This window comes from Rhodococcus sp. G6(2025), from assembly GCF_058628105.1.
Map to the genome: position 1 here is coordinate 4,345,280 of NZ_CP179750.1, position 20,268 is coordinate 4,365,547.

Sequence of the window (20,268 nt, forward strand, 5' to 3'; positions counted from 1 at the left end):
ACCCTTGCGCTCAGACTCGCAGCACGCCCGCCGAACAGCACCCCGAGGACATGCGCCCGCCGCGGCTAACGCGGCTGGCTCAGGGTCCGAGCGCCGCGTTGTGCGGGGTGAGGATCGCACCCAACAGGTAGTGCCCGTCGGCGGAGTCGAGCGCGATCACGCCTCCGACGGCGGTGACGGCGGGGTGAGCGTGCGCGGCCGGGTCATCGGCCAGCATCCAGGCGAGAGTGTTCTCGTCGTGCCGCGGCCGGTATTGCACGCCATCGACATCGGGGTTCGCGGCGAGGATCGCGGCGACCCATCGGCGGGTGTGCAGATACCCGGAGGGGTCGCACTTGGACAACCAGGCGCCGGCGTTGATCCGGGACGCCCCGGTCCCGGTCAGATCCACGACCTTTACCGTGCGGGTGGTCCGCACTTCACTCAGGACCCGGCCGGCGATATTCGCCCGCGGGATCAGCCGCGGGGACTGGTCGACAGGAAGGTTGCGGCAGAGCGTCTCGGCGACCGCCGCGGCCGGACTGTCACCGAGGTACAGGTATCCGTAGGAGCCGTCGAGACTGTCGAACCGGCCCCCAACCCTGACGCGGGGCCGGGCGGTGGGGTTCAACTCCGCGGCGCCGCGGGTGGCGCTGTGAATGCGCCACAGCGAGGTATCGGCGGGGATCGTGGTGATCAGGGCAGCGGGCAACGGTGTGGGTGGATCCGGGTAGGTCACGCGGGTTCAGTCCTGCGTCAGGTCGTCGGCCATGTCCCGCAGATCCTGCTCGTGCCCACCGTCGACGGCCAGGGCCGCCGGGGATCGTGGGTCGTCGGCGAAGTCGGTCGGGCTGAGCCACCAGGACGCCACACCCCACGGGTCGTCCTTCGCGCCGAGGGCCCGGTTGATCTCGGCGACGATCGGGCGGACCTGCCGGCGGTCGGCGTCGAACTGGAAGGCGGGGTAGAGCTTGTGCCCCGATACCGGCAGTGCGATCACCGTGCCGGCCGTCGACAGCCGGCTGGCGGTGTTGCGGCTGGTAGCCGCCCTCCCCAGGACACGGCTGACGGCGGTGGAGTCGAGCATCTCGTGCTGGTCGACGATCGAGTTCAGCACGGACGCGACGATCCGCGTGCGGGCCACCGCCGCGGCGGCCGGGTTGGCGACCGCACGCTCCTGTTGACGTGCCAGCGCGGGGCTCATCGACAGCAGCGCCGTCACGTCGTCACGGACGGGACGCAGGGCCGGTCGGCGGGAGAACTCCTCGACCAGCAGCTCGACGAGGTCCGGGTCCGACAGGGCATGGATCGAGTCGCGTGCCCGATCTCGGTCGACGAGCATGTCCATCACCTCCGCTTGTGCCGATAGTGTACCGCGTACCATACGTGTCAGGGTAGAGGGGTGTGGAACGACTCGACACGGGTGCCTCTCGCTCATTCTTCGACGGCCTGTCGGCCGACGGGGAACGAGCGCCCTATGGCGCGGTGCCGCCAGATGTCGTCGCACTCTCCGACTGTTGCACCAGCACGCACTGGGCCTCGACGATTACCCACAGGCCGAGTGAGTCCGGCGGGAGATGCGCTACGCGGCGGATGTCAGGAGCGGCAGAATTGTAGGAAATTGCCTGCGGCTGGGACCACCTCAGTCTGCCACCACGCCCCGTCCGCAATGCGGCGCACCACGGCGACCGTGGCCCCGTGGCCGGCGCACCCCACGATCGGTCAGCGTGGCGCCTGTTTCCGCGGTCAGTATGGCTCGCAGCTCCCGCACCCGGAGACCGGACATCTCGTCGAACAGGTGCGCCCGCACCCCGCCGGACCGCAGACCCTGCAATGTCCCGGATTCGTCGTCGACGAGCGCCGACAACCACCGCCCGACCGCCCGACAATGCCCGGCCTTGTCCTCGGCAGCCGCACGATGATCGCCATGAGCACGGCACAGCAACGCCCGCCCCGGCGGAAACTCGTTCTCCCCCAGCCCCAACCGGCTCTGCCCCGCGCACGAGACCGGCCGGGTCGCCAAATACACCACAACGAACCCCAGACCGGCCACCGCCTCAACCACATCCCGTCCCGGCTCGATGACCGCCACCTGCCCGAGATGCTCGAAGAATCGCTGCCACGCCTGCCGGCGGTTCCCACCCGAGTCACCGACGGTCAAGTGGTGAGCGAATGCCGACAGGTCCGCCAAACCACCATCGACGTCGAAATCACCACGCGCTCGGTACCGCTCACCTCCCCGACCCAAGCCACCGGGTCGGCAGACATGCCGGAGCCACGCCCACCCTGACACTCACTGGGACGTCACCGCACCGTGCTCACCAGAGAGCCGTAGAAAACACAACAACTGCCCTTCCGCGCGCTACAGGCGGGCGAACTCCTGAATCGACATATCGTCCAGTTCGACGCAGCGGTAGGCGTGCAGACCCCGCTAGGGATCTGCCCCCGATACCGCGGGTGGGGTGTTTCCACTTGTCCCGCTGAGCATGACGGTGCGAGGCGCAGAAATGGTGTGGGGCAGCCAAAGAGCCTGTACCGGTACCAGCGGGGGTCCTTGAGGTCGAGCACCTGCACTTGTCCCGCCAGCGCAGTTCCCCGGGGGGCGGTAACGAAGGCGACGTAGTCGTTATCGACCACCGCGGTCACCGGGGGTGTCCCCTGTGTCTTGTTGACGGCCAGGGTGGGTTCGAAACCTGCTCGGCGGCAAGCGGACACGAGAAAGTCCGTGTAGAACGAGACTCCTGGGGGCGCCCACACCACGAGCGTTTGGTCGGCGATGTCGCCGAGGTCGATCTGGACGCGTTCAGCGAGCGGATGGCCGGTTCGAACCGCGATCCGTAACGGATCGTAGGAAATCGTGGCCGCCGCCAGATCGTCCGGGGTGGTGGCCCCGCGGCGAAGTCCCACATCGATTGTTCCGTCGATCAATGCTTGATGCAGGGCATCGGGATACATCTGCCGGGCGGTAATCGACATCTGCGGCAGGGCCGCACGCACGGGTCCGACGAGGGTGAAGACCTCCTCGGACGTGACCGCCGGGGTATGCGCGACTACGAATTCCTCCGCCGCGCCCGCGGCGACGCGACGTGTTTCGGCAGTCAACGCCCGGGCTGCGGCGAGAAGGGGACCGGCGCCGTCCTTCAGTGCCTTCCCGGCCGGGGCCAACGCCAGATGGCGACCACGCCGGTCGAAGAGCACGACTCCCAGATCTCGTTCGAGTTGGCGCATGGCGCTGCTGAGAGCTTGCTGGGTCAAGAACATCTGCGCCGCTGCTTGGGTGAGGTTCTGATGCTCGGCCACCGCCATGAACTGTGTCAGCCGCCGCAGGTCGAGGGGTGACACGCTCTGTTCGCTCGCGGACGATGCCCCACCCGGTTCCGACTTCGCCATCGCCATCGCCATCACCTCCATGTACAACGTTCGCTTGTAGATTCACCACCAATGTGCGTTTTCCAATTGTAGAAGGCGGGTCTAGCGTCGAATGCGCACAGAGCAATTCCCCAAACTCAGGGAGCAACCAATGACCGTATCGCTACAGGGCAAGTCTGCAGTCGTCGCCGCCGGCGCGAAGAATCTCGGCGGACTGATCAGCACCACGCTCGCCGAACAGGTGAACATCGCCGTCCATTACAACAGCGACGGCACCGAGTCGGATGCCGACAAGACGGTGGCAGCGGTGGAGGCCGCCGGTGTCAAGGCGGTGAAGTTCCAGGGCGATCTGACGAAGCCGCAGAACATCGAGCGCCTGTTCGACACCGCGATCGATGCGTTCGGCGGTGTTGACATCGCCGTCAATACGGTGGGCAAGGTCTTGCGGAAGCCGATCATCGAGACCTCCGAAGACGAGTACGACTCGATGTTCGACATCAATTCTAAGGCTGCGTATTTCTTCATCAAGGAAGCGGGCAAGCGACTCAACGACGACGGCAAGCTCATCTCCATCGTCACGTCGCTGTTGGCTGCGTTCACCGACGGCTACTCCACCTACGCCGGTGGCAAGAGCCCGGTCGAGCACTTCGCCCGTGCGGCGGCGAAGGAACTTGCACCGCGGGGCATTTCGGTGAACAACATCGCTCCCGGGCCGATGGACACGCCGTTCTTTTATGGGCAGGAAACCGACGAGCGGGTGGCGTTCCACAAGTCGCAGGCCATGAAGAACCAGCTCACCAAGATCGAAGACATCGCGCCGATCGTGTCCTTCCTTGCCGGGGACGGTTGGTGGATCACCGGCCAGACCATCTTCGCCAACGGCGGTTACACCACTCGTTGACCCGACCGATCGAACATCGGAGAACACGATGACCGACACAGTCCCAGAACCGGTCGCGCAACTGATCGCTGCCACCAATTCCCCTGACCTGGAGACATTCCTGGACACGTTCACCAGCGACGGAGTAGTCGACGACTGGGGACGCACCTTCCTCGGGCGTCCAGAAATACGGCACTGGAGCGACAACGAATACCTCGGCAAGCAGGTCACACTCGAGGTTACGTCGGTTCAGAACACACCGACCGGAGCCATTGTCGTGGCGCAGGTCGGTGGCAACGGATTCAACGGGCCCAGCACATTCTCGTTCCTCCTCAGTGGAAACAAGATTCAGCGGATGACGATCCGGGAATGAGCGGGTGCGCCGAACAGAAGGTAGGCAGCGAGTTGGCGCCCACAAGAGTAGGACGGGCCATTGTGCTTCGCTTCGCGCCCCACGGCGGGAACGTTGTCGTCAATTACTCCAGAGACACCGCCGCCGCAGGTGGCGTCGGCACGGCGGCTCGAGCGACGGGTTCGAGCCGCAGTGTCCGTCGCGCAGGAGATCGACTCCCTCTTCGCTGAGGCTCTCCAAGAGAGCCCTACTTTGTGCGGCAGGCTGCCGCAAATCCGATGGGAGCGGATCCTCGATACCCTCGTCGAGTGCGGCCTCCAGCCCCGGCCCGGGCCGGGGCTGGAGGGGGACCGGCAAGTCCGCACGAAGTACCTCGTTCGGGTACTCGCCCAGGAGATCGGCCATCGTAAGGTCACCGTCGATTCCCCGGTCCCTGGACCGATCGTTGGCGCGGTAGTCCTCGCCGACAGCGCTGACGACGATTCCTACCAGAAGCGTCTGCTCGACACCGTACCGATGGGCAGGCTTGCGACGGCGCTGAGGTGGCGGGATTCTTTGCCGGAGAACGGTCTTCTTACTCATCGGTGCGGAGATCCTCATGAGTGGTGGTTCGAGCACCTGATCGACGTGGGGGCCACGGTGTTGTGATGGGCGCACCGGTCGATTCGTCGACGAGATCCCGGCGGGTGACCACTGCGTGGTTGCGCGTCATCGACGACGCTGTCGGTGTTCGATCCGGCGCGACAGTCGTCGTCGTCGGCTCACGGACTGACGCGGAACCGGCGGGGTGAATTAGCGATGTCGAGGTCCTATCCCGGATCGCTCGAACATCTGATCAGCATGTCGGGGTGGCGCCCATGCCATGCGAGTGCGGGTGCCGCGGCCCCACGCATGTCGGTCACCCGGACTCGGTGGCGACGCGGAAGCTATCGCGACGACGGTAGGCACGGTGGGAACGGGGCGGATCGTCGCGTCGGTACCCACCGTGCCGTGAGAACTGTGGCGCACTGTTCTGGTTCTCACTGCCCGGTGCACATCGCATCAAACCGGGGTGCGCCGCCCGAGCCTAGCGTTCCCGGTAGCCGGCAAGGTCGGGCGCTGCGCGCCGGGCGGTGGCGATCAAGTCCGCTCCCAGACTTTCGACCGCGGAGCCGGGCATCCGGGTGACCGGTGCCGCGATCGAGAGCGCCCCGACCGCCTCGCCCCGCTCGTTGTGGAGGGCGATCCCGACCGCGCGGACCCCCGGTTCGGTATCGGGGACGTTCAGGGCCAGCAATCCCCGATTAAGCAGAGCGAGCATCAATTCTCGCTGCCGACAACCCCAATGCGACACACCGCCGGAAACAAGCGTTGGCAGACGATCGACTAGGACGCTCAGCTCAAATCTGCGCCTCACGATCATCATCACGAAGCAGCCCGTCCTGTGAGGATAAAAGAAACGATAATGTCCAAACAACCGGAATTGAACAGCCGTTCGGAAAATCCCGAACGCAGCACACCCACCCGAAACCACACGTCTATGTCCGCAGATTCCATCACCGACCAGCTGAGCGCCTACCGCCGCCAGCGCCGCCGCGCACGAATGTCCGAGGAACTGCGCCGAGCGCGACACCGTGACGTTCCACGAGGTGACTCCCGATCTCACCCGCACTCGGGTTCGTCCTCGTCCTCCGGCTCGGGTTCGTCCTCGTCCTCGGCGGTCTCGTCCTCCGACTCCTCCTAGCCGCGGCGGCGTCGTCCCCGGACGGCCGCAGCGAAGTGCCTTCGTTCCCGCCGACTACCCCGCGTCGGCGACGCTCAATCTGCGCGAAGCCCTCGAGTTCCGGGAGGGCTTCGCGCAGGCGAACTCGCCGTCATAGTCGGCGAGCAGTTCGTTTCGTCATGCGTCACGATCAGACAGGACCGCACCGAATGACCGCGGGGTCTGCCAGCCCTCGGAATACCCACGTAACGCAGTTGTCTGTGGGTACCCAGTGAACACGCTGCCCGCGCCGCGAAGACGGACCGGGCAGCCAGCCCCGCTCCGGCCGCCGAACCCCTTCGGCCGGCGGGGCGCCCCGCCGCGAGCGGACCGAGGTCGAGTGCTCGCCCACCCCGACCTCGGCCGCGCGCGACCCCGACCCTCTCACGTCGTGGATCACGCAAATACACACGAGAAGCACATGCGCCGACTTTGACGTCACCCCCATTTCCTAAATCGATTGCCCAGCAACATCATGGGCGGTTGGCAATTTCATAGTGCGAGAAATTCGCTTTCGCGAAACGCTCCTCGTCCCCGAGCGCGATAGGCATCGCACGCAAGGATCGACGATCCCGTGGATTCAACACCAGGAAAGGCGTGGATTCTGATGGGTTTGTAGGAATCGATTCACCCGTCGCGTTCGAGGTAGTGGCTGAGCGCCGCCTTCGACGGTGGCATCGGACCGAGTTATCAGGCCGCGGTGGCCCGGCTCACCTGGGGGCAGCCGGGCCACCGCCCTGATCAGCACGATCACCGGCCAGGTCCCCCTGCCCCGACCGCCATCCTCGGCCGTGAGGTGAGGCTCGGTCTACGGAGGTGCTCGGTCGGCGGGCGACCGCGCAGTCGAGTCGACATTACCTCCCCGAAATCGGGCCGGTCGAACACGGAATAGCCTTGCGCGAAGCGTGGTTCGAGAATGTGGGTCTCATGTCTACACAAGTTTTGCCAACATCGGAAATCCGAGAGTCCCGTGTCTGCATATTCATCTCACCGTGCACGAGGGTGACCGGTCTCGGAAATTCCCGGCCGCATGGACAAAGGAGGTGAACACCGAGTCTTCGAATCCTGCACGCCGGAGATCTTCCGTCAGTCCTCCGGCTTTGGTCTCACCACAAAGTCGTAGGGGGCCACGGGCGGGGCAACAACCTCAACCACACCTACTACCGGCGCGGCGCGTCGGTACCCCTCATCGCAGGTGAGGATTCCGCAAGGCGTACATGCCCATCGTACTGAACTCGATTGGCCACCAACATGAACCACCTTGCAGCTGTTGGGTGATCAGGTGCCCAGCCAGAGCCGTCGACGAGCGACCGTGGTCACCCGCTCGATCAGCACCGGCCGCAGCGGTGCCGGCGCAGCAACGTCGGAGGTACCCGGTGTCCGGAAGAACGCCGCGGTGTCCATCCCGAAATCGGCCCTGATGGCCTCGGCCGGGCCGCCGCCGTGGGCGCACCACCGCAATGCGAAGGCCACCATCCGGCTCAACTCGGTCGTGTCCGCGATCACCACCGCCCCTGGCGGTGCTGTGCACCGGTCGCCGCACAACGGGCCCGGGCCCACGTCTGTCGCGAACTCGGATACCCGGTGGCGGCGGCATCGCCGGCGACGGCCACCGGATCGAGGTGGGCACTCCGTCGGGTGGATCCTGGGCGTCGGACCCTATCCGTGACCGTGCGTCGTGGTGCGTCCTTCTTCGACTCCGCCACATCCTTCGGGATGGTTCCGCGGCGGCAAGATCGACGCTGCCATCCTTGGCGCGATGCAGGTGTCCCTGGTCGGGGACATCGCCAACTGAATGATCCCCGGCAAGATGGTCAAGGGAATGGGTGGTGCCATGGACCTTGTCCACGGGGCCAAGCGCGTCATCGTGCTCATGGAGCACGTCGCGAAGGACGGGGCGTTGAAGATCGTCAACGAGTGCTCTTTGCCGCTAACCGGCCGGCGGGTGGTCGAGCGGATCATCACGAACCTCGCCGTCATCGACATCACTGCGACGGACCTCACGCTGGTCGATCTCGCACCCGGCGTCCTTCCGACGAGGTGCGGGCGAAGACGGAGCCAGACCTGGTGCAGGCATGACTCCGGCATCAAGCGCAGTGAGCCGCCTTCGCTGCGGCCCAGGCGGATCCGGGATTGGCGCGGTTCGGGTGCTTGTCGAGGAGCGCGGCGTAGAGCTCCTCGGGAGTTGTCGTCGCCTCGCGCAGCGCGTCGAAGTCTTCAAGGTAGGACAACGTCTCGACAATGTCAGACGGGTCGTCGGGATAGTCGCTGTGCTTATGTCCTGCCACCGCAACTCGGGCATCGAGCTGTGACAGTCGCTCGAGGGCGGATCGCCAGTTGTCCCGCGATTGCGGAGTGGTCTCGGCGAGGTAGGGATGCGTGTGGTTGTAGACGACGTCGCCGCCGACGATCAAGCTCAGGTCAGGCACCCACACGACCGTCGTGCCCTCGGTGTCCGTGAAGCCCGTTGGGAGGATCTGGAGCTCATGACCGTCGAGCTCCAGCGCCGCCGACTCGATGACGTCGGGCACGTGCAGTGGTGACGGGATCTCACCGGGGAACAGCCTGTTCCAGAACGCGTCCACCATCTCAGGCGAGGCATGCTTCTCGGCTTGTGCGACGGTGCCGGCGGTTGCGACGGCAGTGGCGCCCTCGAACCGGTTGAGCAGTTGTCCGATGCCGAAGAAGTGGTCCCCATGTCCGTGGGTGGAATAGATCTGAGTCAGATTGCGATCGAAGGAGGCGACCCACTCGACCAGTTCCTCGTTCTGCGCCGCCGTCGTGAAGGTGTCGATCAAGATCGCGTCGCGGGGCCCATAGACGAGGGTTGACGTGTTCGTCACCCACTGGAGGTCGGCCGGCCCGTATGGGAGGTCACGAGTCAGGGAGGGGCGGCGGTTGACGAGGACGGCGTAGTTCAGGCCCTCGGCATCGCTGGGCGGCTGGTGGCTCATCGTTGTTCTCCTCTTCGGACGGCGGTCTGTTTGACTGTCATGAGGTACGCGAGCTCGACTCGCCACTTCGCATCGACATATGCATTAATCTTACATATATGTTGCTTGATCGGCGCCTTCACCGTCTCCTCGGCAGGGAGCGGCACGGCCAGCACCCCTTGTGGTACATAGCCAAACCTATTACGGTTATGTTGTCAATCGATCCAGATGCACGATGGCGTGTGCTCGGAAACGGTCCCACCCGCCGCATCAAGACATATCCATAGGGAGTTTTCATGGCCGACGCGGCGGTTGTGCAAGTCATCGACACTGCGGTTACCAGGCGCGGTGACGGTCAGTTCATGGCGGTCTTCGTCCACGGCTTCCTCGACGACCGGCACGTCTGGGATAACGTCGTCTCGCAACTGGACGCACCGCAATTCGAGTTCGTCCAAATCGATCTCGCCGGCAGCGGCGCACGGGCCGATGCCGAGGGGCCGTTCGACTACGACCACTTCGCGGCCGACGTCGGAGCGGTCGTGGACCACATCGGCAAGCCCTTCGTCATGATCGGGCACAGCATGGGATCGGCCATCGCAGAGCTGGTCGCCGCCGCCCGCCCGAACCGCGCCATGGGTCTCCTCCTGCTGGCTCCGGTGCCGCTGGCGGGAGTCGGCATGCCCGCCGAGGCCATCGAGTCGTTCCGCGGGCTCGGCGGGGACAAGGAGGGGCAATGCGCCTTGCGCAAGCAGCTCTCCGCCGGGATGCCTGGCCCGGAACTCGAACGGATTGTCACCGCCGGCGCGCAACTACGGCCCGATGTCGTTGCGGCGTTGGCAGATTGCTGGAACGGTGGGCACCCGGACGGTGTCAGCCCGTCTCGCTACGCGGGCGCGGGGCTCGTTCTGACGGGTGCCGCGGACCCGTTCGTCACCGCCGACGTCGTATCGGCGGGCGTGACGTCGCGGTTGCCGCAGGCCACCACGGCCGTGGTCGAGGGCGCCGGGCACTGGCCGCACATGGAACAAGCCTCCGCGGTCGCCGCTCAGACCAGTGAATTCCTCGAACGAACCGCCGCCGAGTTCCTGGCCGAAGCCCGGGAGCAGGGATGGACGCAAGCCTTCGCGGACAAGACCGAGTCCAGCTTCGCCGAGAAGTTCACCGAAGACGTCGTGCTCGAGGCTAGCGCATTGCAACGGCCGGCGGAGGGCCGCGACCTGGTGAAGGTCATTCTGGCAACAGCCAGCGGGATCTACGAGTCATTGACGTTCACCCACGAAGCCAGCCACGGCTCGCGCACCTACCTCGAATGGGAAGCGACTGCGTTCGGCGGGCTGAAGCTGTTCGGAATCACGGTTCTGAGCAAGAACGAGGACGGCAAGATCGCGCGCGCGGCGATTCACCATCGGCCGCTCGGCGCCCTGCAGAAGTTCTCCGGTGAGCTACGTCAGCGACTCGACGGCACGGTCGATTCGAGCTACTTCCACGGCGACTGACCGGCTCTACCACCGGCGCGCGACGAGCTCGGTTCAGTCCTCGCCGCGCGCCGGCACCGACTCGGGCTTGCGCCTGCGCGCGCGGGAGGCACGCAAATTGACCGCGTTGCCGCACAAGCGCGCGTCATGCCACACGGCACTGGTGTTGCGCGAACGGTCGTAGAACGCCCCACCGCACCGCTCGTTGCGGCAGATTTTGAACCTGCGCCAGATGTCCTGTTGCTGGGCAACGAACGCCTCGATCAGGACGATCGCGGCAACCCGCCGCCACCCTTCTGCACGCGGCTCCAATTTCACCGTGCCGTCCGGATCCACCCGGGCGCCCATCGTGGCCGAGTGCATCCGCGCCGCGGCGAGGCTCGGATCGGCGCGCGTGGCGAGGAGGGCATGAAGGTCGGCTCGCAGGTCACGCAGGGGTTCGAGATCGCGTTCCCGGATGACGATCCGATCTTGCGCGGCGTCGTTCATCGCGGACCATGACTCCAGGGCTGCGTCCAGCCACCTCTGAGCGCTGTCGAGATCACCCAGCAGGTCGGCCTGCCGTGGGCGGCCGATCGGCCTCGTGTTGAGCAGGTCTTGGACGAAACCGAGACCGCCGGGAGCGCCCATCAGCTCGTAACGCTCTGTTGCTGGCCATGTCATAGTCGCTACCCTACCCGGATTCACGCCCTCCTTCGCTGTAACCGTTGTCACTACGGTTCTGTCTACGGATACCCGGAAACGAATCGATGCCCACCTACTAGACAAGGGTGTACGGATTATGGTTATGTCATGGGTGTCAGGTGCATCTTCCTGATGCTTATGTCACAGCCCCCTCCGCGAGCGTTGATGCCGCGGCGGAGGTCAACCGAACGATTGGACGGTACATCGTGGTGTACGGCTCCTCATTGGAACAACAGCGAGGCCCGTTCGGGGTCGAACGCGAGGACGACCTGGCGATGACCACCAGGGACGGAGTCGTGCTTCGGGCCGACGTGTACCGTCCCGAGAAGCCGGGCCGATATCCAGTGCTGGTGCGCCGCACGCCCTACGGGAAACGCGTGAACGACCTCGCCGCAGACTTCAGCGAGGCCCACTACTTCGCATCACACGGTTATGTGGTGGTTGTCCAGGACACCCGTGGGCGCTTCGCCTCCGAAGGTGCCTGGTACCCGTTCATCTACGAGGCACAGGACGGCTACGACACGATCGAATGGGCCGCAGCCCTGCCCGGTACGACGGGGGCTGCCGGGACCTTCGGCCAGTCCTACGGCGCGATCAGCCAATACCTCGCGGCTACCCAGCGACCACCACACCTACGGACCTGCATCCCGGTCTCGGCGTATCAACTCGCGTTCGAGAACTACTGGTACAACGGCGGCGCGCTCGAACTCGGCTGGATGCTCAGCTATTTCGTGAACATGGCGGAGGCCGTGCTCGCCGCTGGGGGTGACGACGAGGCGATCGACGAGCTGACGAAGCTGAAGGTCGATCCGGCAGTGCGGTTCTCCGCGCTGACCGAGGACACGCTGCGACACCTGCCGCTGAGCGATTGGGCGGACCGCCTCGGCCGGGGTGCGCCGTTCCTGAACGATATCCTCGCGCACCCGGCCGACGGCCCGTACTGGTGGGCGACGGACCTCAGCCGGCAGTTGTTCAACATCGACGTGCCGATGCTGCACGTCGGTTCCTGGTACGACATCGCCAACCGGGACACGCCGAAATTCTTCACCGGCCTACGTGAGTCCGCGCTGGACGCGCGGAACGGTCATGCACTGATCATGGGCCCGTGGGCGCACCAGCTGCCGTTCAACCAGCCGACCTCCGGGGGCACCGGTGACATCGACTTCGGGCCCGAAGCCGCCATCTCCCTCGTCGACATCGAGCGCCGTTGGTTCGACCGCTACCTCAAGGACGACACCACCGAACTGCCGAGCCCGCCCGTCCGGATCTTCGTCATGGGCGAGAACCGATGGCGCGACGAACAGGAGTGGCCGCTCGCGCGCACCGCGTACACGCCGTACTACCTCCACAGCGACGGCTCGGCGAACACGCTGAACGGCGATGGGATCGTGTCCACCGACCTACCCGCGGACGAGCCCGCGGATCGCTACCGGTACGACCCAGACGACCCCGTTCCGACGGCGGGCGGCCGGTTCGTCGGTGGCGGAGTGGCCGACCAGCGGAAGAACCAGTCCCGCGCCGACGTGCTGGTCTACACCGGAGCGGAACTGACCGAGGAGCTCGAAATCACGGGTCCCATCACCGTCTGCCTGCACGCGATGACGACCGCCCAGGACGCAGACTTCGTCGCGGTGCTCTCCGATGTCCGTCCCGACGGCTATGCCCAGAATCTCGCCGAAGGCATCGCGCGCGGCCAATTCCGCGAATCCTTCATCAATCCAACGCCATTGGAGCCCGGCACACCCTACGAGTTCACGATCCAGCTCTGGAACATCAGCCACGTATTCCATGCCGGCCATCGCATCCGGCTCCACATCACCTCCAGCGACTTCCCCCGGTGGGACCGCAATGCCGGTACCGGCGCCCCGATCGGCACCGACACCACCTTGCGCATCGCCGAGCAAACCGTCCTGCACGACAGCCGGCACCCCTCCCGAATCGTGCTTCCCGTCGTGCCCCGCCCAAACAAGAAAGATTGAACTGCTGTGGACAAAGTTGTCGAATCGGCCGAGGAGGCCGTTCGCGATGTCGGCGATGGAGCGTCCCTCGCGGTAGGCAGCTTCGGACTGTGCGGCATTCCGAGCGTGTTGATCGCGGCGCTGTTGCGGCGAGGGGTGACCGACCTCGAGGTGGTCTCCAACAACTGCGGCGTGGACGACTGGGGTCTCGGCCTTCTCCTGCGCGAACACCGCATCCGCCGGATGACCTCGTCCTACGTCGGGGAGAACAAGGAGTTCGCGCGCCAGTACCTCGCCGGCGAGCTCGAAGTCGAGCTGACGCCGCAGGGCACTCTCGCCGAGCGGTTGCGTGCCGGGGGTTCCGGCATCGCCGCGTTCTACACCCGAACCGGTGTCGGCACCTCGGTCGCCGAGGGTGGGCTCGCGTGGCGATATGACTCGGCGGGCGGCGTAGCGATTGCCTCCCCCGCCAAGGAAACGAGGAATTTCGGCTCGGATGAGCACGGTTTCGAGGGCGAATTCGTCCTCGAAACCGGCATACGCAGCGACTTCGGGCTCGTCCGCGCCTGGCGCGGAGATCGGCACGGCAATCTGGTCTTTCGGGCATCGGCCCGCAACTTCAACCCGCTGTGCGCCATGGCGGGCCAGGTCACGATCGCCGAAGTGGAGCAATTGTGCGAGCCGGGCGAAATCGACCCGGACGACGTCCATCTGCCCGGCGCCTTCGTCCAGCGCGTCGTGCCTTTGTCCGCCGAGGAAGCAGCGGACAAGCGCATCGAGAAACTTGTCACACGGAAGGCCCCCGAATGAGCTGGACGCGAGATCAGATGGCGGCCCGGGCAGCACGGGAACTCTCGGACGGCGACTACGTCAATCTGGGCATCGGGGCACCGGCCCGTGTTCCCGCGCATATCCCGGCGGATATCGAGGTGGCACTCCAATCGGAAAACGGAGTACTCGGCACCGGTGACTACCCCGAGCCTGGGGAGGCTGACCCCGACTTGGTCAATGCCAGTAAGGAGACCGTCACCCTGCGACCTGGCGCCTCCTTCTGCGATTCCGCCACGAGCTTCGGGATGATCCGCAGCGGGAAGATCGACGCCGCCATCCTCGGCGGCATGCAGGTCTCCGAGTCGGGTGACCTCGCCAACTGGATCGTTCCCGGGAAGATGGTCGAGGGAATGGGCGGGGCCATGGATCTGGTGCATGGCGCGCGGCAGGTCATCGTGCTGATGGATCACGTCGCCAAGGATGGCTCACGCAAGATCGTTCGGCGCTGCACGCTCCCCCTGACCGGTCGCCGCGTCGTGCACCGGATCATCACCGATCTCGCCGTGATCGACGTCGAAGAAGAGGGCCTGCGCCTGGTCGAACTGGCCCCCGGGGTGACAGCCGATGACGTCCGCGCCGCGACCGAGCCACCTCTCGCCATCGCGACAGACCTTGCCGGTGACCGACAGTGGTGACCGAACCACCATCCACCCCTCGAGAAAGGGATACAGAAGTGGCCCACCTCAGCTGCACGATCGACGGCGACCTCGCGATCATGTGCCTGCACAACCCATCCCAGAACCGCATCGGTGTCGAGATGATCGACGAAATGCGGCAGGCGCTGCACACGATCGAAATCAGCGACGCCCGTGCAGTCCTACTCCGAGCGAACGGTCCCGACTTCAGCTACGGAGGTGACATCGAGCCGTGGCCCGAGTGGACAGAGCGCGAAATGCGCACCCGGTTCGAGACCTTCATGTGGACGTTCAACCAGTTCGAGCGATTGCCGGTGCCGACCGTGACCGCGGTACAGGGCCTGTGCTTCGGCGGCGGCTTCGAGTTGGCCCTCCGCAGCGACGTCATCTTCGCGGGCGAGAGTGCCCGGTTCGGCCATTCGGAACAATCCATCGCCATCGTCACCCTACTGGGCGGCGTCTACCGGGTCGCGGAGCGCGCAGGGCGATCCCGTGCCATCGAGTGGGCGATGACCTCTGAACAGGTTCCGGCCGCGGAGATGGAGCGCTTCGGGGTGGTCAACAAAATCGTGCCGGACGACGAACTCGACCACGCCGCAACATCTTTCGCACGCAAGCTCGCGCAGGGACCGACGAAGGCACACGCGGCGCACAAGGCGCTGCTGCGCACCTGGGCGATCGGCGGCGTCGCAGCGGCCGACGAAACCATGTTCGACATCGCACTGCCCCTGTTCCGAACCGACGACACCCGCGTGGCGATTCCCGCCGCGATCAACGCGTTGCGATCCGGCGCGCCACGCCCCGCGATGCCGTTCCAGGGCCGCTGAGAGGACTCCACCATGCCGACACTGTCCTACGACGTCCACGTCGCCCCGTCCATCCCGACCGCGATCCCCGATCTTCCCCCCGGCCTCGACCGCCGGTGGTGGTCACCGATCACCTCGACACTCATCAGCGGCGAATCCGACGCCGTTCTCGTCGACCCCTTGATGACCGTCGAGCAGGCACGCCACCTGGCGGACTGGGTGGCGGCCAGCGGCAAGAACCTCACGACGATCTACGTCACCCACGGCCACGGTGACCACTGGTTCGGACTGTCCACCCTCCTCGAGCGCTTCCCCCGAGCTCGCGCGATCGCCACCCCCGCCGTCGTGGCGCACGCTCGGCAACAGTGCGCGCCGGAGTTCGTCGAGTCGTTCTGGAGGTCCCGGTTCCCGGGGCAGATCCCGGATCGATTCGTCTTGCCCGAGCCCGTAGCCGGGACCACCTTCGAGCTCGAGGGCGAGGAGATCCAAATCATCGAACTCGGCCACACCGACACCGACGACACGACCGCGTTGTACGTGCCGTCGATCGGATTGGTGGTGGCCGGCGACGCCGCATACAACGACGTGCATCTCTACCTCGCCGAGTCGCCGGCCGAAGGGCGAAAAGCGTGGATTGCCGCGCTGGACGCCCTAGCCGCCTTGGAACCCGTCTCCGTCGTGGCCGGCCACAAGAATCCCGCTCGCGGCGACGGCCCGGAGATCATCGAGCAGACGAAACGATACATCCGGGATTTCGAGGAACTGGCCGCAATCGCCTCGACCACGCCGGAGCTCTACCAACTCTTGCTCGAGAAGTATCCGGACCGGGTGAACCCCGGAGCCGCGTGGGGATCGGCACGCTCAGCAAAAGGGTGAGCCGGGAAATGCCCGGACCCCTGGACAGGTCACAGCCCTAGGTACAGCGAATCCGACGATAGGAATTATTGATGATCATCGACGGGTCCACTTTGGACCCCACAGCCGCCTACAAGCTCTTGATCGGCAGCATCCTGCCCCGCGCGATCGGCTGGGTGAGCACGGTTTCCACCGATGGCGTCGCGAATCTGGCACCCATCTCGTTCTTCACCGCCGTCGGCCGCAAGCCACCGATGGTATCGCTGTCCATGCAGGCCCGCTCCGATGGCCATCTCAAGGACACCTTCGTGAACATTCGCGACACCGGCGAGTTCTGCACGAACCTGGTGTCCTTGCCGCATGCACACCAGATGCATCGCACCGCGGCGGAATTCCCCAGCAACGTAGATGAATTCGACGCGGTCGGACTGGAGAAGGCGCCATCCCAACTGGTGAAGCCTCCCCGGGTCGCGGGCGCCCCGATCTCCTTCGAGTGCACCCTCGAACGGATCATTCCCATCGGCGACCTCGACGATCACATCGTCTTCGGTGTCGTCGAACGATTCCACATCCGTGACGATCTGTACCTCGACCGCGGGCGCATCGATACGGCGGCCCTCAACCCCGTCGGACGGTTGGCGGCGGAGTACACCCTGGTCGAGAACGTGTTCACTACGCCACTCGAGGACCACATCCTTGAAGCCCGCCGAGAAGCGCGCATGAGGCGACTCGATGACAAGGACACCGACTTCTCGCCGATCGACACCAGCTCGTGGTCCGCGTCGGGTTCCATTCGAGACTGACCCGCACAACGGAAGAAACCAATGCCCATTGAACTCAGCCCCGATCCGGTCGCGGCTCAACTCGCCAACCGGACCGCAGAATTCATCCGCGCCATAGTGCTCGCCGTCGAGGACGAGCACCGCGGTGTAGCGAACTCGGAGGCCGTACGAGCGCAGCTGCAGCACGCCGCGAAAAGTACTGCTGCCGTTCATCAGCCGGCACAGCCCATCGGGACGCCTCGCGCATGCAACATGAACTCGACGCCGCCGTGGTGTTCCTTGCCAGCCCCGCCTCCTCCTCCTACAGCACCGGCACCACGCTCCGTGCACGGTGGCATGTCCGGACACTGAGCTCAGCCAGTTCGGCTCCCCGCTCACCCGGACCGCACTCGACGGCGGCTGAGCCAGACAACATCGAGGCCGACGCACGTCCCGCCCGGCCTCCCACACGCCCGCGGTGTGACACACCACCGCAGTGCCGGATCGAATAGAGACCAGCCCATGAAGACGATGATGCTTCCCGCGACCGGCATGGAACCCGCGCTCGAAATCGTGCACGCCCCCGCGACCGGTGTCGCCGACCGTTCACCGCTGCTCTTCGTGCATGGCCTCGGACACGGCGCATGGTGCTGGCACAACTGGCTGGAAGCAGCAGCCGCCGCCGGTCACCAGGCCTACGCGCTCTCCTTCCGAGGCCACGGTGGTAGCGAAGGCAGCGTCGCCGGGGCGCGGCTGCGCGATTATGTCGCTGACACGGTCCGCGCCGCGACGTCGATCGCGGACGGGAAGGGCGTCCTCATCGGACATTCGCTCGGCGGTCTCATCGTCCAGCACGCCCTGCCCGTGATCAAGCCCGCGGCCGCGGTCCTGCTCGCGAGCATCTCAGCCCACCCCGCCATTGGAACGGCCATATCCGTGGTACGACACGATCCGATCCAGGGACTGCGCCTCGTCGCAGGCCTTCCCCTCCATCTGGGCCCCGACATGCTCTTCACCGGACTGGACGCGGCGTCAGCAGCAGCAGCAATGGTGCGGATGACCCCGGAATCGGCGCTGGTGCAGTACCAGCTCCTGGCACGCACCCCGGCGCCGCTGCCGTCGCCGTCCATCCCGGTGCTGTCGGTTGCGACCACCGATGACCGTGTCGTCCCGATCCGCGCCACGCGGGCGACCGCCCGCCGGTACGGTGCCACCATCCGCGAGCTGGAAGGGATCGGCCACGACATGATGCTCGACGCCGGCTGGCAGACAGCGTGGGACGTCGTCGATCAATGGCTGCACTCGCAGGCAGTGGCCCCTACTTAGATAAGAGGTCTGCGTCACTGGCACCGGTGAACCAGCAGCGGCGAAACACGCCGCTCTGCAGGCGCTCCGGCCCGGAGGAGATTTCAAGGACAGCATCTGCACCGCGCTGACGATCGAACTACTGTCCTGGATCGCCACCTCGGCGGCGGATTTTCATACCGCCCCGCCCTCTCGAGTGCCGCGGCCGCAGTCTGGGCGTGGCTGGGGACCGGCGTCGAGGCGTTCGGCCCGCACCTTCAGGAGGATTCGATCTACTCAGCGCAGACCGCGGCAGAGGCCCTCGGAGAAAAGGAAGTCGCGGCCGTAGCCCGGCGGAACGCAACGATGACACTCGATGCGGCCGTCGCACTAGCACTCGGCGGGGAAGGTCGGTCCGAAAAGCCCCAGCGCACCCGCAAGATCACTCCTGTACGAAGCGAGAAAATGAGATCGCGAACCTAGTGGCAGAAGGATCGAGCAACCGTGCCATTGTCGAATCCGTGGTGCTGTCTCCACGCACCATCGACGGCCGCGTCGAACGCATCCTCACCAACTCGACTTCACATCACGCACCCAAATCGCCTCAGGGGACGCATCCCAGAAGAGATGACGCTCAACCGTTTCGCACTAGTGGGGCACTGTCACGTTGATCGAAAGAATAGGCGGCGAGAGTGTGATTACCCGCGGATGGGTTTCGGGAGCTGCGCCGCGCGGGGGTTACGGAAGGAGCCCGAGTCGGCGGGCGCGAGACACCGCCTCGACCCGGGAGCGGGCATCCAGCTTGCCCATCGCTTCACGCAGATAGTGCTTCACTGTCTCGGGTTTGATCGACAGTCGTTGCGCGGCTGCGGCATTGGTACAGCCGAGAGCAACATAGGTGAGGACGTCGACCTCACGACCGGACAATGTGATATCGGTGGCGGGAAGGTCGCCGCCACGGGATAGAACGGCGAGTTTGTCTGCGAGACCGTGCAGAGTTGTCGCGAGTGCTGAGTCCGGGGCGGTGCGCATCAGTGCCCGCAGGTCGGAGTGGATCTCGCGGATACCTTCGGTCAGCGCCGTTGCTGTGGGTGCCTGCCCACCATCGACAAGTGTGTCGATCAACTCGACCCGTCGGTCGACTTCGTCTCGAATTTTGATTTCGGTGGCGAGTCGGTCACCGGCTCGGGTCAGTATGTCGAGAATTCGACCCCCGCTCGGGGTGGCCTGACGAAGTGCGGCGTACATGATGGCGCGCGCTGCGCCGCCGACAACCACCGGTACCGCGATGATGGATCGCAGTCCTTCGTTGATGACGGGTCGGTCGTAGTCGTGGGTAATGGTCTGTGCCGTCGCGTAGTCCTCGACCCACTGGGGCCGAAGCAAGGTGATCGCGCGCCCGCCAAGTCCCAACATCGGTGAAATCAGCAGGCCGCGCAGCCCGACAGTTCTGGTGCCGAGTGTCTCGGAGATCTTCAGGGTTCCCGCGGAGACGGGGCCGCCGAATACCACCGGGGGTGTCGCGAAGCCCGCTGCGATGACGCGTAGCTCGGCGCGAAGGGCATCGTCATCGCGCGGTCGGAGCAACCGCGCTGAACCTTCTGCGTCTGACACTGCCACCTCTACCTCCTCCTGGCGTGCGCCCCGTGATACGTGACACGAGAAGCCTAGTCGTCCATCATCATTCAACCTGTAAGGACGGGCTGCAGGTGCAGCGCGTACTGC

The 20,268-nt window shown here is 65.5% G+C and carries 19 protein-coding genes and 2 pseudogenes; 12 read left to right on the forward strand and 9 right to left on the reverse strand.

Going from position 1 to position 20,268, the window contains the following annotated elements:
* Nucleotides 1–79: 79 nt before the first annotated feature.
* From ACLIVD_RS19860 to ACLIVD_RS19875, 4 genes and pseudogenes are all read right to left on the reverse strand, one after another.
* Nucleotides 80–718, reverse strand: a complete 639-nt coding sequence (locus ACLIVD_RS19860) for an RES family NAD+ phosphorylase (RefSeq protein ID WP_491930499.1) — start codon at nucleotides 716–718, stop codon at nucleotides 80–82.
* A gap of 6 nt (nucleotides 719–724) precedes the next feature.
* The gene (locus ACLIVD_RS19865; RefSeq protein ID WP_283334129.1) at nucleotides 725–1,321 is read right to left on the reverse strand and encodes a hypothetical protein; all 597 of its coding nucleotides are present in this window, start codon (nucleotides 1,319–1,321) and stop codon (nucleotides 725–727) included.
* Between the two features lie 300 nt (nucleotides 1,322–1,621).
* The gene (locus tag ACLIVD_RS19870) at nucleotides 1,622–2,170 is read right to left on the reverse strand and encodes an HAD family hydrolase (protein WP_491930500.1); all 549 of its coding nucleotides are present in this window, start codon (nucleotides 2,168–2,170) and stop codon (nucleotides 1,622–1,624) included.
* A 240-nt stretch (nucleotides 2,171–2,410) separates the two neighbouring features.
* Nucleotides 2,411–3,369: pseudogene (locus ACLIVD_RS19875) on the reverse strand (LysR family transcriptional regulator).
* Between the two features lie 130 nt (nucleotides 3,370–3,499).
* Between ACLIVD_RS19875 and ACLIVD_RS19880 the strand changes: the two are divergent.
* From ACLIVD_RS19880 to ACLIVD_RS19890, 3 genes are all read left to right on the forward strand, one after another.
* Nucleotides 3,500–4,249, forward strand: coding sequence for an SDR family oxidoreductase (locus ACLIVD_RS19880; RefSeq protein ID WP_491930501.1), 750 nt, complete (start codon nucleotides 3,500–3,502; stop codon nucleotides 4,247–4,249).
* 28 nt (nucleotides 4,250–4,277) lie between these two features.
* The gene (locus ACLIVD_RS19885) at nucleotides 4,278–4,601 is read left to right on the forward strand and encodes a Cif family virulence factor (RefSeq protein ID WP_283334123.1); all 324 of its coding nucleotides are present in this window, start codon (nucleotides 4,278–4,280) and stop codon (nucleotides 4,599–4,601) included.
* A gap of 171 nt (nucleotides 4,602–4,772) precedes the next feature.
* Nucleotides 4,773–5,228 (forward strand): hypothetical protein, encoded by a 456-nt coding sequence (locus ACLIVD_RS19890; RefSeq protein WP_283334121.1) that lies wholly within the window; start codon nucleotides 4,773–4,775, stop codon nucleotides 5,226–5,228.
* A gap of 418 nt (nucleotides 5,229–5,646) precedes the next feature.
* Here ACLIVD_RS19890 and ACLIVD_RS19895 read toward each other — a convergent pair whose 3' ends face one another.
* Both ACLIVD_RS19895 and ACLIVD_RS19900 read right to left on the reverse strand, forming a co-directional pair.
* Entirely contained in the window at nucleotides 5,647–5,880 is a 234-nt protein-coding gene (locus ACLIVD_RS19895; protein WP_283334119.1) for an IclR family transcriptional regulator domain-containing protein, read from the reverse strand.
* 1,719 nt (nucleotides 5,881–7,599) lie between these two features.
* A complete protein-coding gene (locus ACLIVD_RS19900; RefSeq protein ID WP_280784199.1) occupies nucleotides 7,600–7,827 on the reverse strand; it encodes a hypothetical protein in 228 nt (75 codons plus the stop codon).
* A gap of 132 nt (nucleotides 7,828–7,959) precedes the next feature.
* Here ACLIVD_RS19900 and ACLIVD_RS19905 point away from each other — a divergent pair.
* Nucleotides 7,960–8,400 (forward strand): annotated as a pseudogene (locus ACLIVD_RS19905) (CoA-transferase); the annotation flags it as partial.
* Between the two features lie 8 nt (nucleotides 8,401–8,408).
* On the opposite strand, the gene ACLIVD_RS19910 reads toward ACLIVD_RS19905, so the two are convergent.
* On the reverse strand, nucleotides 8,409–9,275 hold the full coding sequence (locus ACLIVD_RS19910; protein WP_283353215.1) for an MBL fold metallo-hydrolase: 867 nt from the start codon (nucleotides 9,273–9,275) through the stop codon (nucleotides 8,409–8,411).
* 275 nt (nucleotides 9,276–9,550) lie between these two features.
* Here ACLIVD_RS19910 and ACLIVD_RS19915 point away from each other — a divergent pair, with 275 nt between their 5' ends.
* Nucleotides 9,551–10,750 carry an alpha/beta fold hydrolase gene (locus ACLIVD_RS19915; RefSeq protein ID WP_283334114.1) on the forward strand — a complete coding sequence of 400 codons (1,200 nt, stop codon included), beginning with the start codon at nucleotides 9,551–9,553 and terminating at the stop codon, nucleotides 10,748–10,750.
* Between the two features lie 33 nt (nucleotides 10,751–10,783).
* Here ACLIVD_RS19915 and ACLIVD_RS19920 read toward each other — a convergent pair whose 3' ends face one another.
* A complete protein-coding gene (locus ACLIVD_RS19920) occupies nucleotides 10,784–11,392 on the reverse strand; it encodes a CGNR zinc finger domain-containing protein (RefSeq protein WP_280784196.1) in 609 nt (202 codons plus the stop codon).
* A 296-nt stretch (nucleotides 11,393–11,688) separates the two neighbouring features.
* Between ACLIVD_RS19920 and ACLIVD_RS19925 the strand changes: the two genes are divergently transcribed.
* The 7 genes from ACLIVD_RS19925 to ACLIVD_RS19955 all read left to right on the forward strand — a co-directional run bounded on the left by ACLIVD_RS19925 (nucleotide 11,689) and on the right by ACLIVD_RS19955 (nucleotide 18,585).
* Nucleotides 11,689–13,392 (forward strand): CocE/NonD family hydrolase, encoded by a 1,704-nt coding sequence (locus ACLIVD_RS19925; RefSeq protein ID WP_283353217.1) that lies wholly within the window; start codon nucleotides 11,689–11,691, stop codon nucleotides 13,390–13,392.
* A gap of 6 nt (nucleotides 13,393–13,398) precedes the next feature.
* Entirely contained in the window at nucleotides 13,399–14,181 is a 783-nt protein-coding gene (locus ACLIVD_RS19930; protein WP_491930502.1) for a CoA transferase subunit A, read from the forward strand.
* The gene (locus tag ACLIVD_RS19935; RefSeq protein ID WP_283334107.1) at nucleotides 14,178–14,837 is read left to right on the forward strand and encodes a CoA transferase subunit B; all 660 of its coding nucleotides are present in this window, start codon (nucleotides 14,178–14,180) and stop codon (nucleotides 14,835–14,837) included. The genes ACLIVD_RS19930 and ACLIVD_RS19935 overlap by 4 nt, the downstream gene beginning before the upstream one ends.
* Nucleotides 14,838–14,875: 38 nt before the next feature.
* On the forward strand, nucleotides 14,876–15,664 hold the full coding sequence (locus ACLIVD_RS19940; protein WP_491930503.1) for an enoyl-CoA hydratase/isomerase family protein: 789 nt from the start codon (nucleotides 14,876–14,878) through the stop codon (nucleotides 15,662–15,664).
* Between the two features lie 12 nt (nucleotides 15,665–15,676).
* Entirely contained in the window at nucleotides 15,677–16,519 is an 843-nt protein-coding gene (locus tag ACLIVD_RS19945) for an MBL fold metallo-hydrolase (protein ID WP_280784191.1), read from the forward strand.
* 71 nt (nucleotides 16,520–16,590) lie between these two features.
* Nucleotides 16,591–17,301 (forward strand): flavin reductase family protein, encoded by a 711-nt coding sequence (locus tag ACLIVD_RS19950; RefSeq protein ID WP_164066070.1) that lies wholly within the window; start codon nucleotides 16,591–16,593, stop codon nucleotides 17,299–17,301.
* Nucleotides 17,302–17,781: 480 nt separating this feature from the next.
* Nucleotides 17,782–18,585, forward strand: coding sequence for an alpha/beta hydrolase (locus ACLIVD_RS19955; RefSeq protein ID WP_283334100.1), 804 nt, complete (start codon nucleotides 17,782–17,784; stop codon nucleotides 18,583–18,585).
* Between the two features lie 696 nt (nucleotides 18,586–19,281).
* On the opposite strand, the gene ACLIVD_RS19960 is transcribed toward ACLIVD_RS19955, so the two are convergent.
* Nucleotides 19,282–20,163, reverse strand: coding sequence for a helix-turn-helix domain-containing protein (locus ACLIVD_RS19960; protein ID WP_283334098.1), 882 nt, complete (start codon nucleotides 20,161–20,163; stop codon nucleotides 19,282–19,284).
* Nucleotides 20,164–20,268 lie beyond the last annotated feature (105 nt).

Excerpts from the sequence above, each read along its gene's own strand:
- ACLIVD_RS19915 (WP_283334114.1), top strand. The coding sequence starts at position 9,551 with ATGGCCGACGCGGCGGTTGTGCAAGTCATCGACACTGCGGTTACCAGG.
- ACLIVD_RS19885 (WP_283334123.1), top strand. The coding sequence starts at position 4,278 with ATGACCGACACAGTCCCAGAACCGGTCGCGCAACTGATCGCTGCCACC.
- ACLIVD_RS19955 (WP_283334100.1), top strand. The coding sequence starts at position 17,782 with ATGAAGACGATGATGCTTCCCGCGACCGGCATGGAACCCGCGCTCGAA.
- ACLIVD_RS19935 (WP_283334107.1), top strand. The coding sequence starts at position 14,178 with ATGAGCTGGACGCGAGATCAGATGGCGGCCCGGGCAGCACGGGAACTC.
- ACLIVD_RS19920 (WP_280784196.1), bottom strand. The coding sequence starts at position 11,392 with ATGACATGGCCAGCAACAGAGCGTTACGAGCTGATGGGCGCTCCCGGC.
- ACLIVD_RS19945 (WP_280784191.1), top strand. The coding sequence starts at position 15,677 with ATGCCGACACTGTCCTACGACGTCCACGTCGCCCCGTCCATCCCGACC.
- ACLIVD_RS19895 (WP_283334119.1), bottom strand. The coding sequence starts at position 5,880 with ATGCTCGCTCTGCTTAATCGGGGATTGCTGGCCCTGAACGTCCCCGAT.
- ACLIVD_RS19925 (WP_283353217.1), top strand. The coding sequence starts at position 11,689 with ATGACCACCAGGGACGGAGTCGTGCTTCGGGCCGACGTGTACCGTCCC.
- ACLIVD_RS19865 (WP_283334129.1), bottom strand. The coding sequence starts at position 1,321 with ATGCTCGTCGACCGAGATCGGGCACGCGACTCGATCCATGCCCTGTCG.
- ACLIVD_RS19910 (WP_283353215.1), bottom strand. The coding sequence starts at position 9,275 with ATGAGCCACCAGCCGCCCAGCGATGCCGAGGGCCTGAACTACGCCGTC.
- ACLIVD_RS19950 (WP_164066070.1), top strand. The coding sequence starts at position 16,591 with ATGATCATCGACGGGTCCACTTTGGACCCCACAGCCGCCTACAAGCTC.
- ACLIVD_RS19880 (WP_491930501.1), top strand. The coding sequence starts at position 3,500 with ATGACCGTATCGCTACAGGGCAAGTCTGCAGTCGTCGCCGCCGGCGCG.